At 64.5% G+C, this 14,936-nt stretch carries 13 protein-coding genes and 1 pseudogene; 6 read left to right on the top strand and 8 right to left on the bottom strand.

Annotated features, from left to right (window positions below):
• Positions 1-24 precede the first annotated feature (24 nt).
• Both EN869_RS19845 and EN869_RS19840 read right to left on the bottom strand, forming a co-directional pair.
• Positions 25-213, bottom strand: a pseudogene (locus EN869_RS19845) (hypothetical protein); the annotation flags it as partial.
• 150 nt (positions 214-363) lie between these two features.
• Positions 364-1,113: a DUF899 family protein gene (locus EN869_RS19840; RefSeq protein ID WP_127227392.1), complete on the bottom strand. Its 750-nt coding sequence runs from the start codon at positions 1,111-1,113 to the stop codon at positions 364-366.
• A gap of 121 nt (positions 1,114-1,234) precedes the next feature.
• Between EN869_RS19840 and EN869_RS19835 the strand changes: the two genes are divergently transcribed.
• Both EN869_RS19835 and EN869_RS19830 read left to right on the top strand, forming a co-directional pair.
• Complete coding sequence (locus tag EN869_RS19835; RefSeq protein ID WP_127227393.1) at positions 1,235-2,455, top strand: helix-turn-helix domain-containing protein; 1,221 nt, start codon at positions 1,235-1,237, stop codon at positions 2,453-2,455.
• A gap of 65 nt (positions 2,456-2,520) precedes the next feature.
• Positions 2,521-3,162, top strand: coding sequence for a DUF5074 domain-containing protein (locus tag EN869_RS19830; RefSeq protein ID WP_127227394.1), 642 nt, complete (start codon positions 2,521-2,523; stop codon positions 3,160-3,162).
• A gap of 20 nt (positions 3,163-3,182) precedes the next feature.
• Here the strand turns inward: EN869_RS19830 and EN869_RS19825 are convergent, their stop codons facing one another.
• The 3 genes from EN869_RS19825 to EN869_RS19815 all read right to left on the bottom strand — a co-directional run bounded on the left by EN869_RS19825 (position 3,183) and on the right by EN869_RS19815 (position 6,372).
• On the bottom strand, positions 3,183-4,271 hold the full coding sequence (locus EN869_RS19825) for an acyltransferase family protein (protein WP_127227395.1): 1,089 nt from the start codon (positions 4,269-4,271) through the stop codon (positions 3,183-3,185).
• A 107-nt stretch (positions 4,272-4,378) separates the two neighbouring features.
• The gene (locus EN869_RS19820) at positions 4,379-5,644 is read right to left on the bottom strand and encodes an MFS transporter (protein ID WP_245489442.1); all 1,266 of its coding nucleotides are present in this window, start codon (positions 5,642-5,644) and stop codon (positions 4,379-4,381) included.
• Positions 5,641-6,372: an MBL fold metallo-hydrolase gene (locus EN869_RS19815; RefSeq protein ID WP_127227397.1), complete on the bottom strand. Its 732-nt coding sequence runs from the start codon at positions 6,370-6,372 to the stop codon at positions 5,641-5,643. The genes EN869_RS19820 and EN869_RS19815 overlap by 4 nt, the downstream gene beginning before the upstream one ends.
• A 112-nt stretch (positions 6,373-6,484) precedes the next feature.
• Here EN869_RS19815 and EN869_RS19810 point away from each other — a divergent pair, with 112 nt between their 5' ends.
• A complete protein-coding gene (locus tag EN869_RS19810) occupies positions 6,485-7,156 on the top strand; it encodes a metalloregulator ArsR/SmtB family transcription factor (RefSeq protein WP_127227398.1) in 672 nt (223 codons plus the stop codon).
• Between the two features lie 3 nt (positions 7,157-7,159).
• On the opposite strand, the gene EN869_RS19805 is transcribed toward EN869_RS19810, so the two are convergent.
• A complete protein-coding gene (locus tag EN869_RS19805) occupies positions 7,160-9,154 on the bottom strand; it encodes a BTAD domain-containing putative transcriptional regulator (protein ID WP_245489443.1) in 1,995 nt (664 codons plus the stop codon).
• Positions 9,155-9,324: 170 nt separating this feature from the next.
• Here EN869_RS19805 and EN869_RS19800 point away from each other — a divergent pair, with 170 nt between their 5' ends.
• On the top strand, positions 9,325-9,567 hold the full coding sequence (locus EN869_RS19800) for a DUF1127 domain-containing protein (protein ID WP_127227400.1): 243 nt from the start codon (positions 9,325-9,327) through the stop codon (positions 9,565-9,567).
• A gap of 376 nt (positions 9,568-9,943) precedes the next feature.
• Positions 9,944-10,690, top strand: coding sequence for a DUF4239 domain-containing protein (locus EN869_RS19795; RefSeq protein ID WP_245489444.1), 747 nt, complete (start codon positions 9,944-9,946; stop codon positions 10,688-10,690).
• 410 nt (positions 10,691-11,100) lie between these two features.
• On the opposite strand, the gene EN869_RS19790 is transcribed toward EN869_RS19795, so the two are convergent.
• Positions 11,101-12,420: an epoxide hydrolase family protein gene (locus EN869_RS19790; RefSeq protein WP_127227402.1), complete on the bottom strand. Its 1,320-nt coding sequence runs from the start codon at positions 12,418-12,420 to the stop codon at positions 11,101-11,103.
• Between the two features lie 659 nt (positions 12,421-13,079).
• The gene (gene efp, locus EN869_RS19785) at positions 13,080-13,649 is read right to left on the bottom strand and encodes an elongation factor P (protein WP_127227403.1); all 570 of its coding nucleotides are present in this window, start codon (positions 13,647-13,649) and stop codon (positions 13,080-13,082) included.
• Between the two features lie 129 nt (positions 13,650-13,778).
• Between efp and epmA the strand changes: the two genes are divergently transcribed.
• On the top strand, positions 13,779-14,822 hold the full coding sequence (gene epmA / locus EN869_RS19780) for an EF-P lysine aminoacylase EpmA (RefSeq protein ID WP_127227404.1): 1,044 nt from the start codon (positions 13,779-13,781) through the stop codon (positions 14,820-14,822).
• Positions 14,823-14,936: the final 114 nt, after the last annotated feature.

Genomic DNA, 14,936 nt, shown 5'->3' with positions numbered 1-14,936 from the left:
GATCGGCCTCGTGCGAGATCGTTCTCACCCCTGCCTGGCAACCAGCCGCAGCCACGGCGCGAGATGGAATGCCGCCATCAGCAGATACATCGGCACCATGCCGCCGAGCACGGAAGCACCCGACATGCACGTCATGTCGTGGCCGCCATAGGCAGCCGTGACCAGCGCCATCGTTGCGAAGGTCGGCGCCGCGGCAAGGCACAGCCAGTCGGCGAGGCCGAAGCCGCTCAGGCCGGTCGGGCGAGGGGAGTCGATGCTCATGATATCCACCTTCTGAAGCGGTCAGGTCTTCAAGCGCATAAGAACAAGGCAAAGTGATCGGCTCCGGCGGCGCGCGGGTGCGCCGCCGGAGTCGCTTCATGCTCAGGCGTTCTTGTTGCGGAACGCCGCTTCGCCGGCATCCGACACCTCGACCCATCTCTGGTCGGGCGCGGCGCCTTCTTCGTAATTGTCGTGCCAGTTCCACCATTTGTAGGTCTGCGTCTGCGGATAGCCGTCGGGCGAATCCTCCCACACCTCTTGGCGGCCCAGCGGCGTGACGTCGAGATAGCTCCAGACGGTGCCGAAAGCTTCGTCGCCACGGTTGTTGACGAAATAGGTGCGGAAGATGCGATTGCCGTCATGGATGAAGACATTGTGGCCGTGCCATTCGTCGACGCCGAAATCCTTGTCCCAGCTGTCTGTGATGGTGTACCAGGGCATCTTCCAGTCCATCCGCTGCTTCACCCGCTGGATGTCGGCCTGCGGTGCCCGCGAGGCATAGGCAAGCGTGGTGTCGCGGGCGTTGAGATGGGCGAGGTTGCCGACCTGGTCGGCGCCGAGCGAGCAGCCGCGGCAGGCATGTTCGGGCCAGCCATAAACGCCCGGTTCGAAGAAGGCGCGGTAGACAATCAGCTGGCGGCGGCCTTCGAAGAGGTCGAGCAGGCTCGCCTTGCCGTTCGGGCCTTCGAACACATAGTCCTTCTTGACTTCCATCCACGGCATGCGGCGGCGTTCGGCGGCTAAGGCGTCGCGGGCGCGGGTGAGGGTCTTTTCCTTCACCAGCATCTCTTCATACGCGCCTTCCCACGCTTCCTGCGAAACGACCGGCGGTGTCTTCATGTGTTGGGTCATTGCTCTTGTCCCGTTCTTGGGTTTGGTTGGGGGTGACAGCGACAGACATAGGGCCGCATGCTGCGATGGTGAGAGTTACAAGTGTGACGCGATTTGCTGCGGCGGGCCCCGAGGCGATGGCATGGATTCGCTGATCAACGCCGCCGGGCGCGCGCTTGCCGCTGGCGATCCGCTCGGGGCCTTGAAGCGTGTCGCGCTGCGCGACGACGCGCCGGCGCTGGCGCTGCGCGGCATCGCGATGGCGCAGCTCGGCGATTTCGCCAAGGCCAAGGCGCTGTTGAAGGACGCGGCGAAGGCCTTCAGCTCAAGGGAGACCGTCGCCCGCGCGCGCTGCGTCGTCGCCGAGGCCGAGATCGCGCTGGTCTCGCGCGACCTCGGCTGGCCGGAGAAGGCTTTGCGTTCCGCGCGCGCGACGCTTGCCGCGCATGGCGACCGGCTGAATGCCGCCTATGCCGGCAGCCTCGAGGCGCGCCGCCTCATCCTGATCGGCCGCCTCGACGAGGCCGAGCGTCTACTTGGCAGTTTCGATCCGACGCCGCTGCCGCCGGTCGCGCGCGTCGCGCATGAGCTCGCCGCAGCCGGCATCGCGGTCAGGCGTCTGAGGACGAAGGCCGCGCGCTCGGCTTTCGGCCGGGCATCGCTTGCCGCCTACCAGGCCGACATCGCGGCGCTGAAGACCGAAGTTGAAACGGCGTCGCTGGTGCTGAACACGCCCGTCGGAAGGCTCATCTCGCAGGGCACCGACAAGCCGCTGCTGCTCGATGAGGTCGAGGCGCTGCTGGCCTCCGGCGCACTGGTCGTCGACGCCTGCCGCAATGTCGTGCGCAAGGCCGATAGGGTTGTTTCGCTGGCCAGCCGCCCGGTGCTGTTCGCGCTGGTGCGTACGCTTGCCGAGGCATGGCCGGCGGATGCCTCGCGCGAGACACTGTTGAGGCGCGCCTTCCGGGCAAGGCATGCCGATGAATCGCATCGCGCGCGGCTCAGGGTCGAGATGGGTCGCCTGCGCGCCGAACTATCGGCCCTTGCGGAAATCAACGCCACGACTGCCGGTTTCGCGCTCACGCCGCTTGACGCCAGCCAGGTCGTCGTGCTGGCGCCGCCTGTCGAGGAAGAGCACGGCGCGGTGCTCGCCTTCTTGACCGACGGCGAATCCTGGTCGAGCTCGGCGCTGGCGATCGCGCTTGGCGCCAGCGCGCGCACCGTTCAGCGCGCGCTGGAGCAGCTGTCGGCCGAGCACAAGGTGCAGGCGGTAGGCCGCGGCCGGGCGCGTCGCTGGATGATGCCGCCCGTCACCGGATTCCCGACCGTCTTGTTACTCCCGGGTCCGCTGCCGAGCGACTAAGCATATCTGCGGAAATGGCGCGGAACCGATTGTCCGGCGCTTTGTTCGGATCAATGGAGAGAACGATGAAACGAGCGGCTGCTGAAATCCTGCGTGAATACGGACCGTTCCCCGGCGTCGAGCGCGTCAACGGCGTTACCTATGACGGCGAAAATGTCTGGTTCGCGAGCGACGACAAGCTGAATGCGCTCGACCCCGACAGCGGCTTGATCGTGCGTTCGATCGATGTCGCGGCGCATGCCGGAACTGCCTTTGACGGCGAGTATCTCTACCAGATCGCCGAGGATCGCATCCACAAGGTCGACCCGAAGATCGGCAAGGTCGTCGCCACCATTCCGGCGCCCGGCAATGGTGGTGACTCAGGCATGGCCTGGGCCGAGGGCTCGCTGTGGGTCGGCGAATATAGGGCTCACAAGATCCATCAGATCGATCCTGAGACGGGCAAGGTGATCCGCACCATCGAATCCAAACGCGTCGTCACCGGCGTCACCTGGGTCGACGGCGAGCTCTGGCATGCCACCTGGGAAGGCGAGGAGGGGGATCTGGTGCGCATCGATCCTGAGACGGGCGACGTGGTGCAGGAACTCGAAATGCCCTCCGGTGTGTCGGGGCTGGAGTCGGACGGCGCCGGCTGCTTCTTCTGCGGTGGCGGCAGCAGCGGCAAGATCAAGGCCGTGCGGCGCCCGGGTCACGACGCTGGTAAGTAGCGGGTCGGAAGAAGGCAGCCTCAGGCCGCCTCGCGCGCCGGCCGCGACATGGCCTTGCCGGGCGCCCTCGTAGCGTTCGGCCCGTCAATATGCGCCCAGGCCGGGCGCTCGAACAGGAAGGCGCCGAAGCCGATCCGCTTGACGATGAAGTAGAGCACCACCGGGCTGACGACCGAGACGAGCAGCACCGCGAAGCTCAGCATGCCGGTGTCGGTCAGGAGGCCGCTCGCCAGCATGACACCGCGGAAGATCGACATTGGGATGGTGAAGGCGACATAGACGACCAGCGAATGCTCGCCCAGCCAGCGCAGCCATTCCATCGATGCGAATTTCGACAGGAAACCGCCGGCGACGCAAAGCGCCACCGCGCCGGCAATGGCGAGCGCCAGATGCAGCGGCGGCCAGGCCCCCAGCCCCATCTGCATGCCGACCGGATGCACGGCATAGCCGGGCGAATAGACGAGCAGGCCGTTGACGAGCGCCCAGGCAAGCAGCCCCGCCACGGTCACTGCTGGCCGCGCTTGCGTCCACTCGACCAGCCTGAACACCAGCGGCGCCAGAACAAAGCCGATATAGAAGAACACGAAATAGGCCGCAAACTGCTCCAGCGCATAGCTGTCCGGCTTCGGCGCCCACGTCTGTAGCGCGGCGGCGAGCGGGATGACGACCCAGTGCGGCACGTGAAGCTCGCGCAGCACGCGTATGACGATGCCGAACACCGCGAGCATGTAGATGAACCACAAGACGCCGTATGGCTCGACGGTGGCCACTGCGAGGTCGTGCAGCATGCCGACCGGATCGCCGCTGAAGATGCCGATCTTCAGCCCGATCGAGATCAAGGCCCACAGCACGTAGAAATAGAGATAGTGGACGACGCGCCGGTCGATATAGCGCCGCCACGGCCGGTCGATCACCTGCGACAGGAACAGGCCCGAGATCAGGAAGAATTCCGGCATGCGAAACGGCGTCGCGAAGCCGATGGCATAGTGCAGGAAGCCGATACCGTTCGTGTATTCGCCGGTGTTGTAGGCGGCATACATCATCACCACCAGGATGATGGAAAGGCCCTTTGCCGTGTCCACCCACGGCATGCGGTTCGGATTGCTCATGCAGGATCTCGAGGAAATCTACCTGTCCAAATTGTAGCGGACGGGCAAATCCCGCGCAGCATCAAGCTTCCATTAACGTAAACGCGGCCCTCGTTTCGGGGGCGGTGTCAACGATCGGCTGACGTCGGAACCACGGCGGCGGAACGCGGCTCGCGCATCGCCACCGCGACGATCGCGCCCGACAGGAAGGTCAGCGTCGCAATAGCTGCTATCGCGGCGGCGAAGCCGAAGAAATCGGCGATCAGGCCGGCGGACAATGCGCCGATCGCATAGCCGAGATCGCGCCAGAAGCGGTAGACGCTGAGCGAGCGAGCCCGCCAGGAGGGGTGCGATGCATCCGACACCGCCGCGATCAGGCTCGGATAGACCATCGCCGTGCCGAGGCCGAGCAGAAGGCTGGCCAGCAGCCACCAGCCGAAATCGCGCGTCATGGCGGTGGTGAGCAGCCCCGCCGCCTGCACCCACATGCCGGCGACGATCAGCCCCTTGCGGCCCCAGCGGTCGCTCAACGGCCCAGTCGCCACCTGGAAGATGCCCCAGACCGCCGGGTAGACCGCCTTGAGGATGCCGATCCGCTCGATGCCGAGCCCGTTGGCGACGAAGAACAGCGGAAACAGCCCCCAACTCATGCCGTCGTTGAGATTGTTCACCAGGCCGGCTTGCGAAGCGGCGAACAGGTTGCGGTCCCCGAACGAGGTCAGCATGAAGATCTCGCGGAAACTGAGCGGTGAAGCCTGTTTTTTTGGGTGGTTGGCCAGTTCCAGCCGGACATGCTCGCGGGTGTCGCGCACGAGCAGGATGGACAGCGTCGCACCCAGGATCGCATAGCCGACCCCGAGGTAGATCGGCACCGGCCGCAGCCCGTAGCGGCTGGCGAGATAGCCGGTGAGGAAGGCGGTGACGCCGACGGCGAGGTAGCCGGCGAATTCGTTGAGGCCGACGGCAAGCCCGCGCGATTTCGGTCCGACCAGATCGACCTTCATGATCACCGTCATCGACCAGGCGAAGCCCTGGTTGATGCCGAGCAGCGCGTTGGCGGCGACGATCCAGCCCCAGCTCGGCGCTGAGATGATGATGAAGGGCACCGGCAGGCCGAACAGCCAGCCGAGGATCAGCACGCGCTTGCGGCCCCATGTGTCGGCAAGCTGGCCGGAGACGAGATTGGCGCAGGCCTTGACCACGCCAAAGCTGACGATGAAGGAGGTGACCAGCGTGGTCGAGGCAACGCCGAATTCCTCCGCGCCGATCAGCGGCACGACGGTCCGTTCGATGCCGACCATGCCGCCGACGAACGCATTGATCAGCACCAGCAGCGAAAACTGCTTCCAGTTGGCCTTGAGGCCAAGCGCGACGGCGGGCGCCGCTGCGCTCAAGATTTCACTCCGGCGTTGAGCGCCCGGGTCCGGGCGGCCTCCGGCGGCGGGGGAGGGATGTCGGCGGTCATGGTGGCGACGAACTCACCCTCGTCCTCGATGCGGAAGGCCTTGTTGAAGCGCCGCTCGAAGCCGATCGTCGATGTCGGCTTGCCGCTCAGCGAGCGGCCGCAGACCGAGCCCGAATAGGCGCCGGGCAGCACCTCGATATGGTCGGGCAATTCCTTCAGCCGGCGCACGCTGGCGAAAAGCTCACGCGCCCCATCCTCGGCACTGGAGGCGAGTTCGGTGCGGCCTAGGTCGCCGACCATCAGTGTGTGCCCGGTGAGCACGAACCAGGGCTCGGGCGATCGCGTCCGGTCGGTGACGAGGAGGCTGAGATGCTCAGGCGTATGGCCCGGCGTGTGCATCACCGTCGCCGTGACATTGCCGAGTTCCAGCACCTCGCCGTCCTTCGCGCGCCGGAACGGAAAGCCCGCTTCGGCGCCCTCGAACATCACGTATTCGGCTCCGGTCGCCTCGGCGAGTGCCCGACCGGCCGAGATGTGATCGGCGTGGATATGCGTGTCGACGACATAGAGGATGCGCATGCCGGTCGCGCGCGCCGCCTCGACATAGGGCGCGATGTCGCCGACCGGGTCGACGACGGCAGCGGATGCCTTGCCGCCGCAGCCGAACAGATAGGAAGCGGCAACCGGATCGGTGTGCAGGAATTGCCTGAGAATCATTGCTTTTTCCTCCGAGCAGATGAACGCGCCGGGCGGGCATCCCCAGCTTGACAGCGGTCGAAAACCATCATTCAATTATTCTGTTGAATGACGATGCGTCGCAGAAAGGCCGATGTCAATCCGCAACCCGAAACAGGCGCTGTACGAGCAGTTCGCGATCGTCGCCAAGGCGCTCGGGCACCCGCTGCGCCTGGAGATGATCGAGCATCTGGCGCAAGGCGCGCGGAGCGTCGAGGTACTTGCAGCGAAGCTCGGCCAGCCGGTCGCCAACATCTCCCAGCACCTGCAGGCGCTGCGCCGCGCCGGCATCGTTTCGGCCGAGCGCGACGGCAAGTTCGTTCATTATTCGCTTTCCGATGCCAGCGTGCTGTCGGCCGTGGCTTCGGTGCGCGGCGTTGCCGAGCGGCAGCTTGCCGAGGTCGATCGCATCGTGCGCGGCTACTTCGATGCGCGCGACGACATGAGGCCTGTAAGTCGGGACGAACTTCAAGCCCTCATGCGCGATGGGTTGGTGACGCTGATCGATGTCCGTCCGGCCGACGAGTTCGCGCTCGGCCATGTGCCGGGCGCCATCAATGTCCCGCTAGGCGAAATCAAAGCGTGGTCCTGCAGCGCCGATACCAGCAAGGAAGTCGTCGCCTATTGCCGAGGCCCGTGGTGCGTGATGTCTTTCGAAGCGGTCGCGGCCCTGCGCTCGCAGGGGCTTACGGCGCGCCGCCTCGAGGACGGCATGCCGGAATGGAAAGCCGCCGGCCTGCCTGTGGAGGTGGCCGATCGATGGTGATAGTCAGCGCTCGGGCAATCCTGCCAACTTCAAGGCTTCGACCACTTGGTCCGCCCATTCCGGTGTGCTTCGAAGAATAGGCAGAGATCGGTATCGTTCGATCGTGAAGTCCGGCTGGGCGCTAAGCAGTTTTTGCGCGGCCCAGCGGGCGGTCTCCAGGTCGCCGCTCATCGCCGACCATGCGGCGAGGTATCGATAGGACATGATGATGTCGGGATGGGCGGCGATGACCTCACGGGCAATCGCGACAGCCTGAGAAGGGGAACCTGTCTTGGCCATCGCGGTCGCCATTCCCAGTCTCATGGAGAATGTGAACGGATCCATTGGACTCAACGCCATCGCCCGCTGGAACCGCTCTGGTGCGCGGGCAGCCTCGCCCGTGTAGGTCGCGATCCAGCCCTGGCGCGCCCAGGCCCACGCATTGTTCGGATCGAGCGTGAGCGCCCTTTCGATGAAAGTGGCGGCGCGCTCCTGGTCGCCGCACATGCTCAATGCCGAACCGGCGGCGGCCAATGCGGTCGGATCATCGCCGATCGAGCCAGCGGCTTCGACCGCCGCACGCGCCTTTTGCAGCTCGCTCTCGGGATGCTCGGTCCACAGATACGAGGCGTTCGAGGCGTGGCACCACGCCAGGAGCGCATGGGCGCGGCCATAGGCTGGATCGACCGTGATCGCTTTCTTGAGCAATTCTATCGCCTGGTCATTGGTGTCTTTGCGGCGGCCCCAGATGTTCGGATAGGCGCGCATGACGATGTCGTAGGCTCGCAGGCTGGTCGGCGGCTTGCGCTTGGCCAGCTCGATCTCCGCGCCGCGGATGGCCGGATGGATGGCGCCGGCCACTTGCGCCGCGATCCTGTCCTGGAATTCGAAAACGTCCTCGATCGCGCCCTCGTAGCGCTCGGACCACAATTGTGTTCGCGTCTCGGCATCGACCAGCTGCACGGAAATGCGCAGCCGGTCACCGCCCCGCCGTACCGTGCCTTCGACCACGTAATTGACGCCGAGTTCCCTGCCGACCTGACGCACGTCGACGAAACGTCCCTTGTAGGTGAAGGCGGACTGGCGCGCGATGACGAAGAAGTCGCGCACGCGCGAAAGCGCGGCCGTTATTTCCTCGACGACGCCGTCGGCAAAATACTCGTCGTCCGCCCCGCCAAGATTGTCGAAGGGCATCACCGCCACCGACGGCTGGTCATGTGGCCTCGCGGGGACGGAGGCAGGCTGGACCGGCTGGACGGTGTCGCGCATCGACGCAGTCTGGCGACCGCCACCCTTAGTCTGCAGCGACGCCATTAGTGACTGCGTCTGCGCCTCGGGTTCCACGCCCAAATGCTTCTTCAGCAGCGCGCGGCAGGATTCGAACTGGCGCAGGGCCGCGTTTTCGTGGCCCCTGGCGGCGTAGACCCGCATCAGCGCCCGATGCGCCGCCTCCGCAGTCGGGTCTGATGCGAGCAGCCTTTCCGCGAGCCGTTCGCAGGCCGTTTCGTCCGCGGTTCCGGCTTCAGCCAGCGCGAGGCTCAGGCGCTCCACCAATTGCAGCGCCTTCTGCCGGTATCTCAACTGAGAGGGGCTGAACCACTCATCCAGACCGTCGGGAATGGCTTCGCCCGCAAGCACGTCACCACGGTAGAGCTCGGCGGCGAAAGCGAGGTCCGCCGTGCCGCTTTCGGCAAGCTTGCGCTCGAAGAGCCAAATATCCGCTTCGTCCGGACCTGCCGTCAGCGCGACCGCTTCCTGATCCCCATCGATGGAAATGGCCGCATTGCCGGCGGCGGGGAACCATCGCCTGATGTCGGCCAGCGCCTGGCGCAGGCTGTTGCGCGATTGCGCATCGCCTCGTCCAGGCCAAAATCCTTCGCAAAGCCGTTCGCGATGGTGGCCGCGGCGACCTGCCAGGACGAGGGCGGCAAAAAGCAGCGCGGACTTGCGCGTTGCGAAGCGGACGGGCTGTCCCTCCGCGGAAGTCACTTCGAGACCGCCAAGCAACCGGATGCGCACGCCGCCCCTCCGAATTCGAACGCGCCGGCAGAATAGCACCTTCGCCGGTCGATTTAACGCGGATTTAACGGCGCTCCGCCGGGCTTTCCTCGACGGTTCACGCTTGGCTGAACACCCGCAAATCGCCCCCCGTGGCAAGCTCCTGCCGTAACCTGGAACAGGAGAGTGAAATGGCACACACGGAAGCTCACCCGAAGACCGGCGCATCGAGACATCCGCTGCTCGGGAAGGCCTCAAGCAGCATGGCAGCGGCGGTCGCCGCCTTCGTGGCATGGCGGCGCACCATTGCAGGACGCAGAGCGTTGGCAGACCTGACGCCCCATGAGTTGCGGGATATTGGCTGTCCGGAACTCTCTGCGCCGAAGTTCGTCGTCAGGGTCGGGCTCATGACGGACCTGATGTCGATGAGATGAGGTTCGCCACCTATCTCGCGTCACTCGAAAACCTGCGCGTCGCTGCCACCGCCAATAGATGGAGGGCAATCATGCATGTGAGGGCTGACACGTCGATTGCACCCACGACACTTTCTCGGGGGGAAGCGGTGGCCGATTCGGCGGGCAATTGGGAATCCTCCCATTGCAACCACCCACTGCGGTGCGATTAATAAAGCAGGTCTTTCGACCGGCGTTGGCAGCATTGTATGGAGGTTGTTCATAAGATGGGACACAGCGGCATTGCCACGAGTGGAACTACGGCCATACAAACGCCTGCCGACGAATTCTCAGGATAACGCGCGGTACTATGAGTGGCTGGTTGCATACTCTTCCACTGGCTTGGATGGCTCTCGTCGTGTTCGGGGCCACCTATATCGTCGCGTTCATCCTGCACCAAGGCATCGCCGCTCTTTCCGCGGGCTCCACGGCGCGGTCATTCAAGGCGCTCTCGCCTGGCATGTTGCCGCCGCTCGGTATCATCTTCGGCTTATTTGTGGCGTTCACCGCAGCTCAGGTCTGGAGCGACAACGATCACGCCAGCGCGGCAGTCAATCGCGAGGCCAGTGCGTTGCGGTCGGTCGTGGTTCTGGCGAGCAGTTTTCCCGGGGAGGCCGAGGCCCGCTTACGGACGCTGGTGCGCAGCTATATCGAGGAAACGACGAGTCAGGAATGGCCGCTGATGGCCGAGGGCGCGGCGACCCTCACCATAATCCCGCCGGCGCTTAACGAGGCGCTGCGGACGACGCTCGCCTTGACGCCAAGCAATCCCGGCCAGGAGATCGCGCAGCGCGAGATGACGAGATGGCTTGAAGACGCCTTGGAGGCGCGTCGCCAACGGATTCTCGTCAGCTCCGCGCAAGTTAATCCCACGAAGTGGGCCTGCCTGGTCTTGCAAGCCTTCTGTGCTCTTCTCGCGATTGCGGTCGTTCATAGTGAAAATCGAATGGCGTCGGCGATCGCTCTTGGAAGTTTTGCGACCGGCGTGGCGGCGTCCGTTCTCTTGATTCTCGCCCACGATCGCCCCTTCACGGGAGAGATCGCAGTATCGCCGCAGCCGTTGCTGCAAGTCATGCCGGAAGCCAAAGCGGGCGGCGGCGAATGATACAAGCAGGAGTGCAGAGACCGGGTAGGTTCCACTTCGGTGTAGCGACGTCTGCTTTCAGGCAGCCGCTAACCCAATCTCTGCGGGCGGCATGCGGCGCAAAGCTGCCAGCTAGAAGCCGATGTTCTTCCGACGGACGATCCATGCTGACATTGTGGCTAATTAAGCGACGAGTGTTGATCGAAGGCGGAAAGAGCTGTCGCCGGCCAGACTGGACTTTTGCCGCCATTTCGAATCGCCGAATTGGGGCGGTAGCGGTCAGACCGGTTATGGCAAGAACGCGCACGAATACAGACATTCAATCCGGTGGATCCGAAGTCGCGAACTGACCCTAAGCGGAAGCTCGTTCGCGCTCGCCCAAATCAAGCTAATGACCCAACGCTGTTACCGGATACGTCGCTCTTGATCGCTCAGCGTGCGGGCCGAAGTGATCTGAAGGCGGCTCGGAGTTCGGTAGAGAAGAGCTCAGGCTCCTCCCAGGCAGCGAAGTGGCCGCCTCTGTCGACCGCATTGAAGTAGGCCAGGTTGGGGTAGACCGTCTCGACCCAGCTACGCGGGGCAGCCCAGATCTCTCCGGGGAACGTCGTGAAGCCGACCGGTACCGAGACCGCGGGAGGAGCCTTACCTGTCTCACGGGCTGCGGCCAGGACCCGGCCCAATTCCCAGTACCAGCGGGCAGCCGAGGCGCCGGTGCCGGTCAGCCAGTACAGGGTGATGTTATCGACGATGTTGTTGCGCGTGAGATTGCCCACTGGCTTGCGGTCGACGAACGCGCGGGAGATCTTGTAGTAGCTGTCGGTGTCGTGGTCGAGCATCCAGGCTGCCAGCCCGACAGGTGAATCCAGCAGGGAATAACCGATCGTCTGCGGCCGAGTGGACTGCTCCAGGAAATAGCCGTAGCCATCAGCCGCGAACATGTTGAGCTTGTCGTGCGCCGCGCGTTCCTGCGCGGACACCGCCGGCAGTTTGTCCTTGATACCGATCACCCCGGAGAGCAAGTTGAGGTGAATGCCGAGCAAACCATCGGGCGCTTGGCGGCCCATCGCGTCCGTGACAGAGGCGCCAACGTCGCCCCCCTGGGCCACGTAGCGCGTGTAGCCGAGGCGATCCATCAGCTCCGCCCACGCGCGCGCAATGCGGCCGGAGTTCCAGCCAAGCTCGGTCGGCTCGCCGGAGAAGCCGTAGCCAGGCAAGGACGGCAGCACTAGGTGGAATGCGTCCTCGGGGGCGCCACCATATGAGGTCGGGTCGGTCAGGGGACCGACGGTCTCGAGAAGCTCGATGACCGAGCCGGGCCAGCCGTGTGTCATGATCAGCGGTAACGCGTTCTCATGCCGGGACCTGACGTGGAAGAAGTGGATATCCACCCCGTCGATCTCGGTCGTGAACTGTGGCAGTGCGTTCAGTCGCGCCTCGCACGCGCGCCAGTCGTACTCGGTCGTCCAGTAGCGGGCGAGCTCCCGCAGTGTCGCCAACTGCACGCCCTGCGACCGATCCTCGACGAGCTCCTTGTTGGGCCAGTGTGCCGCGGTGAGGCGCCCGCGAAGATCGACAAGTTGCTCCTCCGGGATTTCGACTTTGAAGGGCTGGATGTCATCCCGCTTCGCCGCAAATGCCGAATTTGTGGGAAGCCAGCTGGCCGTACCGGCAACGGCAATCCCCGTTGCGGTTGTCTTTAGAAGAAGACGACGATCGACTTCGACAGTTTCAAGCGGATTAGTCTTGACCATGAGACCTCTCCTGTATCTGCCAAATCCAAACCGGATCGAATGGGACACACAGATCAACCGTCAGCCGACGGCAAATCTATTGTACCATGGATCATACCATAGTTTTTGGCAGGCCCCGTTGCGATCTGGGTGACAGTCTGCGGAATTCTAGTCCCGCGTCTGAGGGAGCGGCTCGGCACGCAACCAGTTGTGCCAATAAATGGATATGGCGCGAAGCGCTGGTCAAGCGGGCGAAGGGCCTGGCCCAGCAAATCCTAACTAGGGGACAAGCGAACGTCGGATTCGACCCTTGCGGCCGCATGTCGACGCAGACGGTGTCGTGCGCCCGGATTCGGCGAGCTGGATTGTAACGGCACAGTGCCTAGAAGCATGATCCGACCCCAAGGTCAGCGATAGTCAGCAATGGGACGCATCGCGACCTTCGCTATTGTCTTGCATAAACGTCAGGAGCTGGCGCTACCGCGAGCTCCGACCTGGTCGCCGGAGATGTCTGGTTTCGGGCAGTCCCAAAATTGAACTCTACGACCGAGATCAGGCGCAAAGCTGCCGTCGAAATCGGATTTGCCTACGCCTCGATCTACGATCCGGCGGGTCAGCCATGCTGATGTTCGGCCCGCCCGGTCGCAGGCGAGCCGTGGCAACCAGCCTGCCGTGAAATCTCAGTCCTTCGCACGCTCGACATACGACCCGTCGGCAGTCATCACCACGATGCGCGTGCCGGCGGAGATGTGCGGCGGCACGGCGGTGCGCACGCCGTTGGAGAGCACGGCCGGCTTGTAGGAGGAAGACGCCGTCTGGCCCTTGGTGACCGGCTCGGTCTCGACCACTTCGAAGGTGGCGCGCTGCGGCAGCGTCAGCGAGATCGGCACGCCGTTGAACTGGGCGAGCTGCACGGCCATGCCTTCCTGCAGATAGGGCGCGAAGTCGCCGACCACGCCTTCCGAAGCCACCACCTGGTCGTAGCTTTCCGGATTCATGAAGTGAAAGCCTTCGCCGTCGGAATAGAGGAAGGTGTGCTCGCGCTCCTCGACATAGGCACGCTCGACCATTTCGGTCGTGCGGTAGCGTTCCGACACCTTCACCCCGTCGCCGATGCGGCGCATGTCGAGCTGGGTCACCGGCGTGCCCTTGCCAGGGTGAATGTTTTCGGCAAAGAGGATGACATAGAGCTTGCCGTCCTTATCGACGACGTTGCCTTTGCGTAAGGAGCTGGCGATGACCTTGACCACGATATTCGATCCCGTTCGAGTTTTTCGGCCTGCGAACGTCGATTTCCGCGAAGCGGCGACGGCGGCCATCGCGTGCGCCCTAGCGCATCTTGCGCCGAACCGCCAGCCTTCCGCGCGATTTTCCTGCCCATGACCGCCGCTTCGCCCTGGTGGACGCCTGATATCCATGCCGACCGCCGGCCACGCCTGATGGCGCGCAATGCCATCGCCGCGGCGCTGCGCGGCTGGTTTTCGACACGCGATTTCGTCGAGGTGACGACCTCGGCGATGCAGGTTTCGCCGGGCAATGAGGCGCATCTCGCCGCCTTCGCCACCGAGGCGATCGGGCCCGACGCATCGCGCCGGCCGCTCTATCTCCACACCTCGCCGGAATTCGCCTGCAAGAAGCTGCTTGCCGCCGGCGAGGAGCGCATCTTCAGCCTTGGCCCGGTCTGGCGCAACCGCGAGCGCGGGCCGCTGCATCATCCCGAGTTCACCATGCTCGAATGGTATCGTGTCGGCGAGACCTACGAGACGCTTATGGCCGACTGCGCCGAATTCCTCGCGCTCGCGGCGGAAAAGGCCGGCGCCAAAAGCTTCCGGTTTCGCGGCCGCGAGGCCGATCCGTTCGCGGAGCCGGAGCGGCTCAGCGTGGCCGAAGCCTTTGCCCGCCATGCCGGCATCGACCTGCTCGCGACCGTTTCAGTCGACGGCAGCACCGACCGCGACGCGCTTCACGGAGCGCTGGTCCGGGCCGGCCTGCGCACCGCGCCCGACGACAATTGGGCCGACCTGTTCAGCCGTGTGATGGTCGAAAAGATCGAACCCGTGCTGGGGCAGGGGCGCGCTACCATCCTTTACGGTTATCCCATTTCGGAGGCGGCGCTCGCCCGCCCGAGCGCCGAGGACCCGCGCGTCGCCGAGCGCTTCGAGCTCTATTGCTGCGGCGTTGAGCTTGCCAACGCCTTCGGCGAGCTCACCGATGCGGCCGAACAGCGGCGCCGCTTTGCCGCCGAGATGGACGAGAAGGAGCGCGTCTATGGCGAGCGCTACCCGCTGGACGAGGATTTCCTCGCGGCCTTGGCCATCATGCCGCAGGCAAGCGGCTCGGCGTTGGGCTTCGACCGGCTGGTCATGCTGGCGACGGGCGCCGCAAGGATCGACGACGTCATCTGGGCGCCGGTGGCCGACTGACGTCCCCCAAGTGCCGCTGCGGCAAAGCATCCCGCGCGAAGCTCGGCGATTGCCTTGAGATTGCCGCAACCGCCATTGCACAAGCGTCAGTGGAACAATAGATGGTGCGAAGCA

It is taken from the genome of Mesorhizobium sp. M2D.F.Ca.ET.226.01.1.1, assembly GCF_004022705.2.
In the GTDB taxonomy this organism is placed as follows: Bacteria; Pseudomonadota; Alphaproteobacteria; order Rhizobiales; family Rhizobiaceae; genus Mesorhizobium.
Note: the sequence above shows the minus strand (reverse complement) of the source record. Positions and strands in the feature narration are given on the sequence as shown.

Excerpts from the sequence above, each read along its gene's own strand:
- EN869_RS19840 (WP_127227392.1), bottom strand. The coding sequence starts at position 1,113 with ATGACCCAACACATGAAGACACCGCCGGTCGTTTCGCAGGAAGCGTGG.
- EN869_RS19835 (WP_127227393.1), top strand. The coding sequence starts at position 1,235 with ATGGATTCGCTGATCAACGCCGCCGGGCGCGCGCTTGCCGCTGGCGAT.
- EN869_RS19830 (WP_127227394.1), top strand. The coding sequence starts at position 2,521 with ATGAAACGAGCGGCTGCTGAAATCCTGCGTGAATACGGACCGTTCCCC.
- EN869_RS19825 (WP_127227395.1), bottom strand. The coding sequence starts at position 4,271 with ATGAGCAATCCGAACCGCATGCCGTGGGTGGACACGGCAAAGGGCCTT.
- EN869_RS19815 (WP_127227397.1), bottom strand. The coding sequence starts at position 6,372 with ATGATTCTCAGGCAATTCCTGCACACCGATCCGGTTGCCGCTTCCTAT.
- EN869_RS19810 (WP_127227398.1), top strand. The coding sequence starts at position 6,485 with ATGTCAATCCGCAACCCGAAACAGGCGCTGTACGAGCAGTTCGCGATC.
- EN869_RS19800 (WP_127227400.1), top strand. The coding sequence starts at position 9,325 with ATGGCACACACGGAAGCTCACCCGAAGACCGGCGCATCGAGACATCCG.
- EN869_RS19790 (WP_127227402.1), bottom strand. The coding sequence starts at position 12,420 with ATGGTCAAGACTAATCCGCTTGAAACTGTCGAAGTCGATCGTCGTCTT.
- epmA (WP_127227404.1), top strand. The coding sequence starts at position 13,779 with ATGACCGCCGCTTCGCCCTGGTGGACGCCTGATATCCATGCCGACCGC.